At 65.1% G+C, this 7966-nt stretch carries 13 protein-coding genes; 2 read left to right on the top strand and 11 right to left on the bottom strand.

Features of this window, described 5'->3' with window-relative positions; all coding sequences use genetic code 11:
• The 9 genes from AC1D1W_RS18995 to AC1D1W_RS18955 form a co-directional block, all read right to left on the bottom strand.
• On the bottom strand, positions 1-738 hold a 738-nt coding region (locus tag AC1D1W_RS18995), incomplete at its 3' end, for an NmrA family NAD(P)-binding protein (RefSeq protein ID WP_476944498.1).
• A gap of 146 nt (positions 739-884) precedes the next feature.
• Complete coding sequence (locus tag AC1D1W_RS18990) at positions 885-1265, bottom strand: hypothetical protein (RefSeq protein WP_243177512.1); 381 nt, start codon at positions 1263-1265, stop codon at positions 885-887.
• A 6-nt stretch (positions 1266-1271) separates the two neighbouring features.
• The gene (locus tag AC1D1W_RS18985; RefSeq protein WP_243177513.1) at positions 1272-1592 is read right to left on the bottom strand and encodes a hypothetical protein; all 321 of its coding nucleotides are present in this window, start codon (positions 1590-1592) and stop codon (positions 1272-1274) included.
• Between the two features lie 42 nt (positions 1593-1634).
• Entirely contained in the window at positions 1635-2933 is a 1299-nt protein-coding gene (locus AC1D1W_RS18980; RefSeq protein ID WP_243177515.1) for a Y-family DNA polymerase, read from the bottom strand.
• 8 nt (positions 2934-2941) lie between these two features.
• The gene (locus tag AC1D1W_RS18975) at positions 2942-3373 is read right to left on the bottom strand and encodes a LexA family protein (RefSeq protein ID WP_223916267.1); all 432 of its coding nucleotides are present in this window, start codon (positions 3371-3373) and stop codon (positions 2942-2944) included.
• A gap of 254 nt (positions 3374-3627) precedes the next feature.
• The gene (locus tag AC1D1W_RS18970) at positions 3628-4395 is read right to left on the bottom strand and encodes an SCO1664 family protein (RefSeq protein WP_476944497.1); all 768 of its coding nucleotides are present in this window, start codon (positions 4393-4395) and stop codon (positions 3628-3630) included.
• A complete protein-coding gene (locus AC1D1W_RS18965) occupies positions 4395-4949 on the bottom strand; it encodes a DUF3090 domain-containing protein (protein ID WP_243177520.1) in 555 nt (184 codons plus the stop codon). Before AC1D1W_RS18965 ends, AC1D1W_RS18970 begins: the two co-directional genes overlap by 1 nt.
• Before the next feature lie 24 nt (positions 4950-4973).
• Positions 4974-5666 (bottom strand): MSMEG_4193 family putative phosphomutase, encoded by a 693-nt coding sequence (locus AC1D1W_RS18960; protein ID WP_476944496.1) that lies wholly within the window; start codon positions 5664-5666, stop codon positions 4974-4976.
• 191 nt (positions 5667-5857) lie between these two features.
• Positions 5858-6085: a hypothetical protein gene (locus tag AC1D1W_RS18955; protein WP_476944495.1), complete on the bottom strand. Its 228-nt coding sequence runs from the start codon at positions 6083-6085 to the stop codon at positions 5858-5860.
• 208 nt (positions 6086-6293) lie between these two features.
• On the opposite strand from AC1D1W_RS18955, the gene AC1D1W_RS18950 reads away from it, so the two are divergent.
• Together AC1D1W_RS18950 and AC1D1W_RS18945 are read left to right on the top strand one after the other, a co-directional pair.
• Entirely contained in the window at positions 6294-6614 is a 321-nt protein-coding gene (locus tag AC1D1W_RS18950) for a DUF1648 domain-containing protein (protein ID WP_476944494.1), read from the top strand.
• A 75-nt stretch (positions 6615-6689) separates the two neighbouring features.
• Positions 6690-6962, top strand: a complete 273-nt coding sequence (locus tag AC1D1W_RS18945; RefSeq protein WP_476944493.1) for a DUF5808 domain-containing protein — start codon at positions 6690-6692, stop codon at positions 6960-6962.
• Positions 6963-6987: 25 nt separating this feature from the next.
• Here the strand turns inward: AC1D1W_RS18945 and AC1D1W_RS18940 are convergent, their stop codons facing one another.
• Entirely contained in the window at positions 6988-7578 is a 591-nt protein-coding gene (locus tag AC1D1W_RS18940; protein ID WP_476944492.1) for a dihydrofolate reductase family protein, read from the bottom strand.
• 77 nt (positions 7579-7655) lie between these two features.
• Positions 7656-7966, bottom strand: a 311-nt coding sequence (locus AC1D1W_RS18935; protein WP_476944491.1) for a VOC family protein, incomplete at its 5' end; no start/stop codon positions are given.

The following is a 7966-nucleotide window of genomic DNA, read 5'->3' as shown; positions in this document are numbered from 1 at the left end:
GCTCATAGCAGTCAAGGAACCGACGCTGCCCGCGTAGAGGAGCCGGAATGGCGTTCCGGTCAGGTCGGACATGGTGGTTGCCAGGGTCCTTGCCGTGACCTGGTCTCCGGCGATCTGGAGGACGCGGGGAGTCCGCTGGTCGAGGGCGGCAGCGGCGGTGTAGGAGGCAGTGTCATCCTTCGTGGTGAAGTCGAGCACCTGGTCGGCGTCGGACCAGAAGAGCACACGACGCCGGGAAAAGAGGATCATGGGTGCCTGCCCGGAGAGCATGTCGGTGAAGGCGCCATTGAGGATGGAAGTGGCCCGGATTTCGGTGGCATCCAGCCGCTGTGCGAAGTCTCGGCGGAACTGCAAGTTCCGGTTGCTTCGGGGGCGGATTCCACGGTAATCGATGGAGTAATCGGAAGGGATGAAACGCGGTACGCCCACCGCGGCCGCCGCCTCCAGCAAGCGCGATTGGGCGTCGAAAATTGCGCTGTCCACGCCGTTGATCGCGGAGACTATGCAGTCAACATCCGCGCAGGCCCTTCGGAGGCCCGCGGGATCGTCGTAGCCCGCCTGGATCACTTCGACGCCTTGGGCGCGGAGCTGCGCAATGCGCTCCGTGCTGGTTCCTGGCCGTGTCAGGACCCGAACGGTGGCCCCCAGGGCGACCAAATTCTGCAGGATACGCCCGCCGAGATCGCCGGTGGCGCCGGCAAGAAGGACAGTGCCCGGAGTGGGAGTCGTCGGGATCATGGTTCGCACCTCAAGTGTCGGGCGGAAAGGGACAGTGGGCTAAACACTACCAACGGCAGGGCAGCCGCGATTCCCGGGTGTGACTCGATACATCCCCGGGCCGGACTGATCAGCGGAACCGTTGGACGTCGGTTCGCGGGCCGGCTCTACTGCCAGCGGTGGGATTCCAGCGCGCGAAACAGGGGAGCGCCGCCGCTTTTCAGATGGTCAACGGGGCGGGACCCGCCGAGTTCCCGGCAGGGTGTAACCATCCAGACCGCGAAGTAGTTGTGCGGAACCTTCAGTTCTATGGCGCGCTGGAATAGTCCGACGACGGTCGGGTGGAGGTGGCCGCCGGCGACGAATTGGAATCCCGGGCAGAACGTGCCGTCGTCGATGAAGACGCGGACGAGCTGCTGCACTACAGGGTCGGGGTCGTCCATCAGTTCGGCGAGTCGGCGGCGGACCTGTTCCAGGGCGGGCAGCGTGAATTCTGCCCTGATCCCCGCCCAGGTCTGGTCATTGATCGGCTGACGGTTCAGTGTCACCGTTGCCTAGCCGCCATCGCTGATGTCGTCCAGAAGCCACTGGACGGAGCGTGGATTCCGGCGCAGCGTGAAGGTGTGCAGCGCTGAATTCGACCCCAGGCGGGCCTCGACACGCCAGTATTCGATACCGGCCGGGTTGGCGCCGCCAGCGGCGGCCGTGCATCGGGTGCCCCGCCCGGCGTCACCGCCGATCCAGTGCCGGGATTCGGTGGCCGGATCGACAAGCCAGATCCGTCCGTCGTGCCGGATGGCAAGGGGCTTGCCTGCCGGGTCGAGCCGGACTTGAAGGTCAAGGGTTCGTGTGGGGTTTTCGGTGCTGAGGGTCATGGGGTGGTCTTTCGTGGTGCGGTGCTGCGGGGTGTGGTGGCGTTAGGCGGCTTTGACGAGGGGGAGTTCGTCCCAATGGGTGGTGTAGCGGGGGGAGAGCATGTCCCGTTTCATGGTCCAGTCCGGGCCGCCCCGAATGCCGGCGTGGCCGAGGCCGATGGAGCCGCGCCCGTATCGGCGGGTCACATCTTCCAGGAGGGTTCCGATGTGGCGTTCCTCGTGCGGGTTCTGGAACAGGGCCAGCGGTGCCTGGTTGCCGGTGGGCCGCAGGTCGGTGACCATGATGCCCGCCCGGGCGTATTTGATGCCTTCCTGGATGTGGGGCAGGAGGGCGTGGGCGGCCCGGGTGAGTAGGACGGGATCGGCGGTGGGCATTGGCAGCGGCACGCACACCGAGGGGTAGGAGGTGTCGTTCGGGTTGAAGTGCGAGGTGCCGGCGAAGGCGGTGAGGACCTTGGCCTGGAGGCCGTGTTTGGCCAGCCGTGCTGAAGCCTGCTGGCCGTAGACGGACAGGACCTGCCGCATGCCGGCGGCGGTGGTGATGGGGGTGGCGAAGGAGCGCGAGAAGATGAGCTGGTCCCGGCCGATCCGTTCTTCTTCCATCGGGATGCACGGGGTCCCCTGCAGTTCCAGGACGGTGCGCATCACGACCACGGAGAAACGGTCCCGGATCATCACCGGGTCGGCCCGGGACAGGTCAAGGATGGACCGGAGCCCTAAAGCGTTGAGGCGTTTGGTCAGCCGCGTCGCGACGCCCCAGATTTCGATCACGGACAGCCGGCCCATCAGCGCTTCCCGGTCCCCGGCGGGCACGGAGTCCCAGTGGCAGACCCCGTCGAAGGCCGGGTTGTGCTTGGCCCATTTGTTGGCGAGTTTCGCCAGGGTCTTGGTTCCGGCGATCCCGACGCAGACCGGAACCCCGACGTTGCGCCGCACGGCTGCCTTCATGGTCTGGCCCAGGATCAGCAGGTCCTCCGGCGCGCCTTTGACGCCCAGGAAGGCCTCGTCGATGCTGTAAACCTCCAACCAAGCGCTGTAGCGGCCCAGCAGTTCCATCACCCGGGCACTGATGTCCCCGTAGAGCTCGTAGTTGCTCGAGAGGGCAACAAGTCCCCACTCCTTGGCCCGCGGGGCGAGTTTGAACCATGGTTCACCGAGGCCGATCCCGAGAGCCTTGGCTTCCGGGGACCGGGTGACGGCGCACCCGTCGTTGTTGGACAGGACGACGACGGGCCGGCCTTCGAGGGACGGGTCGAATGCCCGCTCGGCCGAGGCGTAGAAGCAGTTCACATCCACGTGCGCGATCTGCGGCATCCGCCGCATCGGGGAGGGCTTAGACATGGTGTGCCTCAAACATGGTGCAGGCAGCGGGTCGCGACGCCCCAGATGACCAGATCCGACATGGACGGAACCCGGATGTCCGGGTAGGACGGATTCTCCGCCTGCAGCACGACGCCGGCGGCCGTGATTCGCAGCCGCTTGATGGTCAATTCTCCGTCCAGGACGGCTATGACTACGGACCCGTCCTTGGGTTCCAGGGCCCGGTTGACGATCAGTTCATCCCCGTCGCTGATGCCGGCGCGTTCCATCGAGTCTCCGGAGACCCGCACGACGTACGTGCTGGTGATGTCCTTGATCAGATGCTCGTTCAGGTCAATCCGCCCATCAAAGTAGTCCTGGGCCGGCGAGGGGTACCCGGCCGCGACGGGGACCGGAGAGATCAGCACCGACAGCAACGACATGCCCGCATCTATCACGCGGGGACCGACAACAACGCCCACAACACACCCTTATTCGAATWTATGTTCGATACATTCAGTGTAGCCGGACGTACCGACAAAAGTTGGACTCTGCCCATATCCCTCGGCTGCGTAAGCAGCGCGGTTTCTCCTCAACATCGCAACAACTGACTGAAGGGGTGCTGCTTATGGGACGCTCGCCGCGTCGTTTGCGGAAGATGGGGCCTGCGGGCTTGGTTGAGCGTAGGCGCTGCTATCGGCGTTTGGGCAGCGAGTTCTTGGTGACAGTTGCTCCGTTAGAACAGCGGCCAGGGCACCGCCGGCATCTCACCGCTCGGAGCCGGAAACCGCCCTGCCAAGCGCAACCGTGCGCAGCGCGCGGCGAGCGATGCGATTTCTTCGGCGCTGAGCAAGTCCGCCAGGTTCCGGCCCAGCCCACCGTGCAGTCCTTCGCTGACACGATCGATGCCGTCGCGTTCCTCGGCGGTCAGCGCGTCTCCCAGCCATCCCCACAGCACCGTGCGCAGCTTGTGGTCACGGTGAAAGGTGAGCCCATGGTCCACGCCGTGCCGGTGTCCGTCCGTCATGGCAAGAATGTGGTCGCCTTTGCGGTCGGCGTTGTTGACGACCATGTCGAACACCGCCATGCGTCTGAGCGCTGGCGAGTCTTCGTGAACGAGGGCGACCATCCGTCCGTTCTCATCCCGTCCCTCGAGAACATGTTTCCAGCCCGTCTCCGGCACCTGGTCCGTCGCGACCAGGTTCACGGCGCATCGGGCGGGGTCTTGCTCCTGCCAGAGCTGCACCATTCCTTCGCCCAAAGGACCATCGCGCAGCCAGGTGTGCGGCACGACGTCCCAGCCTAAGACCTGCGAGACCAGGTAGGCGGCCACCTCCCGGTGAGCCAGGGTGCCGTGGGGAAAATCCCACAGCGGACTTTCGCCTGCTATCGGCTTATAGACGACCACCACGTCGCCGATGCTGCCCAGAAATGTAGCGTTTGAAGCCGTCGTGATGCGGCCGGTGAGCGTCAGCTCGGCGGCCACTAGGTCCGGCGCTGGCATCAGACCTCGGGAAGGGTGCAGATGTGCCCGTCGGCGTCTATGGGGTAACCGCAGAGCGGGCACGTCGGACGCCCGGCGCCCACGATCTCACGGGTGCGCTTGGCGAATGCGCGGGCGGTGCCGACCGGCATTCGCACCAGCAGCATTTCGGACTCGTTAGCGCCGCCCTCATCAAGCGGTTCGTCGTTGTCATCAGCATCGACATCGGCGATGGGGTAGGCCTCTATTACGACCTGGGCCGTGGTTGGGTCCCAACCTAAGCTCATGGCGCCGGTGCGAAACTGCTCCTGAACGGCCTCGAGCTGGTCATTGTCGACAAGTTCAATGGGAGTGCTCGTGGGAACGCTGAAGGGGTTGCCCTCGACGGTGATGAGCTGGTCGAGAATTTCGTCGATCTTCTCCGCGAGCAGAGCCGACTGCTGCTTCTCCAGGGCAATACTCACGATCTGCGTCCCTGCGCGCACCTGCAGGTAGAACGTGCGCGCCCCTGGAAGGCCAATGGTGCCGACGACGATTCGATCAGGCCAGGCAAACTCGTGAACACGTGTAGGCATGTCAGTATTTTAGGCACATGAGGTTCATGGCGCCTTTTGCCCTGCACCGCCGCCCACCGGCGCATCGCCAGAGTGGATGCCGTTCGACAGCCACGACAGGTCACCCGCGTCGGTGTTGGTCGCGTAGACGCTCGGCCGACTAGCGCCGTAGCGCACGATCGATACGGAGGCGGGGCCCACGTTAATACGCTGGAACAGGTCAAGGTGCATGCCGAGCGCGTCGGCGAGGATTGACTTGATGATGTCACCGTGACTCACCGCCACCCACACGGCCCGTGGCCCGTACTCGGCTTCGAAGGCTGCATCGTGGCGTCGAATCGCTGCCACCGACCGAGCCTGCATCGCGGCCATGGATTCACCGCCGGGAAAGACGACGGCGGACGGTTGCGACTGCACAACCGGCCACAAATCCTCGGTCGCGAGATCACTGAGGGTGCGGCCCTGCCACTGGCCGTAATCGCACTCGGTGAGATCGAGATCGACCGGCGCGTACGGCGTGCCAGCCTGGCGATCGAGGATGAGCTGGGCGGTCTGCTGACAACGCTCAAGAGGGCTCGACACCACCCCGACTACGGGCACGGCCGCGAGCCGGTCTCCGGTCAGAGCCGCCTGGTCGCGCCCGATCTGATCCAGGCTGACGCCGACGGCCCGACCGGCCAGCAGTCCAGTGGCATTGGCTGTGGTGCGGCCGTGCCGCACGAGAATAACTGTCGCCATCCACCCAGCCTAACCACTCGATCGACGGCGGTGTGCACCGTACCGGGTCGCGCGCCGAACAGGCAGATAAAGCCCTGGCGGAACTCTTCAGGCGCGCCGACGCGCTCAAAGCCGCCCAGACGGAGCGCAGGCGCCCTCCCTGCGGTTGCTGATTTGAGCCGAATTGGGATGGGTTTCTTCACTGGATACCGTCAAGCATCGCAGTCAGATGGTTCGCGGTTGCTCACTTCAACCGCATGGAACCGTTGATCGGGGTGCTCCGGCATTCTGATTCCGGTAATAGCGCCGTCGATGTCATCAGCTGATGGCTGGTCCGATCCGCCGTCAGGCTTGCAGAGGAATCCCTGGGTGAACAGTGCGTCGGTGTTCACCCTGCGGATCTTGACCTCGTCGATGGTGATGCCTGTGCGATCACCCATTGAGAGCCCCCTTCAAGCTGTGTAGGCGCAGTAATCCACGGAGACCTTGGCCCCGCTCGCGACCGAGGTGAGCTGCCTGGCTAGACCTAGATCAGGATTCTGTTCACGGGCGGCATTTTCTCAAGAAGTTATGGGCCAAGGCAACACAGTGGACACCGGCCTGAGGCCAGATCCTCCGCGGTTTCCCTGGCTCTGGCCGGCCCCTGCAGTGATCGTCATCGTCGGCACGGTCATAACAGGCGTGATCAGCTACCCGTCGATGCCCGACGCGCTCGCGGTCCACCAGGGCGCGAACGGCGCGCCCAACCGGCTGGCAGCCAAGTCGGTGGACTCCGCGTTCTCTCAGGTGTTCGTGCAACCCGGTGTGACCGGGTTGCTAGTGGGTCTCGCGGCGGCCACCTTCCACAGCCGGCCCGACGTCGACCCGGCGCGCCCGCTGGCCTCGGCGCGCTGGTACCGGCAGTACATGTCACTGGGCGTCAAAGCATGTCACTGGGCGTCAAAGCGCTCGTCGGGCTGGTCGCGATGATCGACGTGGGGATGCTGGGCTCGTCGCAGTTGATGTGGACCGGGACGGTCACGCCGTGGGCAGTGGGCGGGACTGGTGGTCCCGCTCCCGATCCCGGCCGCCGTCGTGGTTGGAGTCGTGGTCCTGGCCAGGAACAACCGCGAGCGCGATGAGGGTGAGAAGGACACAGTGCTGACCCACCGGGACGACGACAAGTACTGGCGCGGTGGCCTGGTCTACATCAACCTCGAAGACCACTCGCTGATGGTTCCGCGACGGTTCGGACTGGGGTGGACGCTCAACTTCGGCAATCCAAGGTCAGCGATGCTTCTGGACGGCGCCGCGGGCGCCCCAGCGTCCGGCGAGTGACCTCCGAGGACTAAGGGTCGGCCTGTCAGCGGATTACCCGATAGCGCACGTGCGTGACGAGGCTGGAACCGCTCACGTCCGTCGGCTCAAGCTTGAGGTCCGTCACGCCGTCCAGCAGCCGCTCACCCGCTCCCAAAACTATGGGCGCAATGTGGAGCCGCAGCTCGTCGATCAGCCCCGCCGAAAGGAACTGTCGGGCGGTCTGCGCTCCTCCGGCTATGGCCACGTCCTTGCCGCCAGCGGCCTTCCGCGCCTGGGCCAAAGCCGACTCGATCCCATCGGCCACGAAGTTGAACGTTGTGCCGCCCTCCATCTCCAAGGGCTCGCGGGGGTGATGGGTGAGAACGAACACAGGTGCGTGATACGGCGGTTCCTCACCCCACCATCCCCGCCACTGCTCATCCCATGCCCCTGGACCGGCGTACATGTTCCGGCCCATGATGTAGGCGCCGGCGGCGAGGATGCCTTCGAGCTCGGCTGCGTTGGACTCGGCTTCTTCGAACATCCACCTGTGGAGGAGTTCTCCACCCCGGCCCAGGGGTTCCGTCATGCTTTGGTTTGGGCCCGCAACGAATCCGTCAAGGGAAATAGTCAGATCGCATGTGACTCTGCTCATGCGCCCATCATGCCAGCACTCGGCGGGGCCCTGACATATCAAGGCGCAGGCGTGCTAGCGGATTTGGAGTTGGCGGGTCAGCCGATCCGCTCGGCCAGGGACACGATAATCCCCTCCGGACCGCGCACATAGGCCATGCGCCAGATGTGCTCGTACTGGCCGATGTTGCCGACCAGCCCGTAGCCGTCCGCGGCCAGCTGGTCGACGACCGTCTGGAGGTCGTCGACCTCGAAGGCGACGTTGCGCAGCCCCAACTCATTGGCCATCGCCGCGGGCGATCCAGGCTGGTGGTCGGGCCGGACAAAGCTCGAAAGCTCCAGCCGGGTACCTCCGTCGGGCGGCCGCAGCATGACGATCTCCGTACGGGCGTCGGGGATGCCGATCACCG

Source organism: Arthrobacter sp. P1_B4, from assembly GCF_056406555.1.
The sequence above is the reverse complement of the archived record's forward strand: the minus strand, read 5'-3'. Positions and strand labels throughout refer to the sequence as shown.

Bases quoted from the DNA above. Each gene is read 5' to 3' on its own strand.
- AC1D1W_RS18960 (WP_476944496.1), bottom strand. From the start codon at position 5,666: ATGGCGACAGTTATTCTCGTGCGGCACGGCCGCACCACAGCCAATGCC.
- AC1D1W_RS18970 (WP_476944497.1), bottom strand. From the start codon at position 4,395: ATGCCAGCGCCGGACCTAGTGGCCGCCGAGCTGACGCTCACCGGCCGC.
- AC1D1W_RS18965 (WP_243177520.1), bottom strand. From the start codon at position 4,949: ATGCCTACACGTGTTCACGAGTTTGCCTGGCCTGATCGAATCGTCGTC.
- AC1D1W_RS18955 (WP_476944495.1), bottom strand. From the start codon at position 6,085: ATGGGTGATCGCACAGGCATCACCATCGACGAGGTCAAGATCCGCAGG.
- AC1D1W_RS18940 (WP_476944492.1), bottom strand. From the start codon at position 7,578: ATGAGCAGAGTCACATGCGATCTGACTATTTCCCTTGACGGATTCGTT.
- AC1D1W_RS18985 (WP_243177513.1), bottom strand. From the start codon at position 1,592: ATGACCCTCAGCACCGAAAACCCCACACGAACCCTTGACCTTCAAGTC.
- AC1D1W_RS18980 (WP_243177515.1), bottom strand. From the start codon at position 2,933: ATGTCTAAGCCCTCCCCGATGCGGCGGATGCCGCAGATCGCGCACGTG.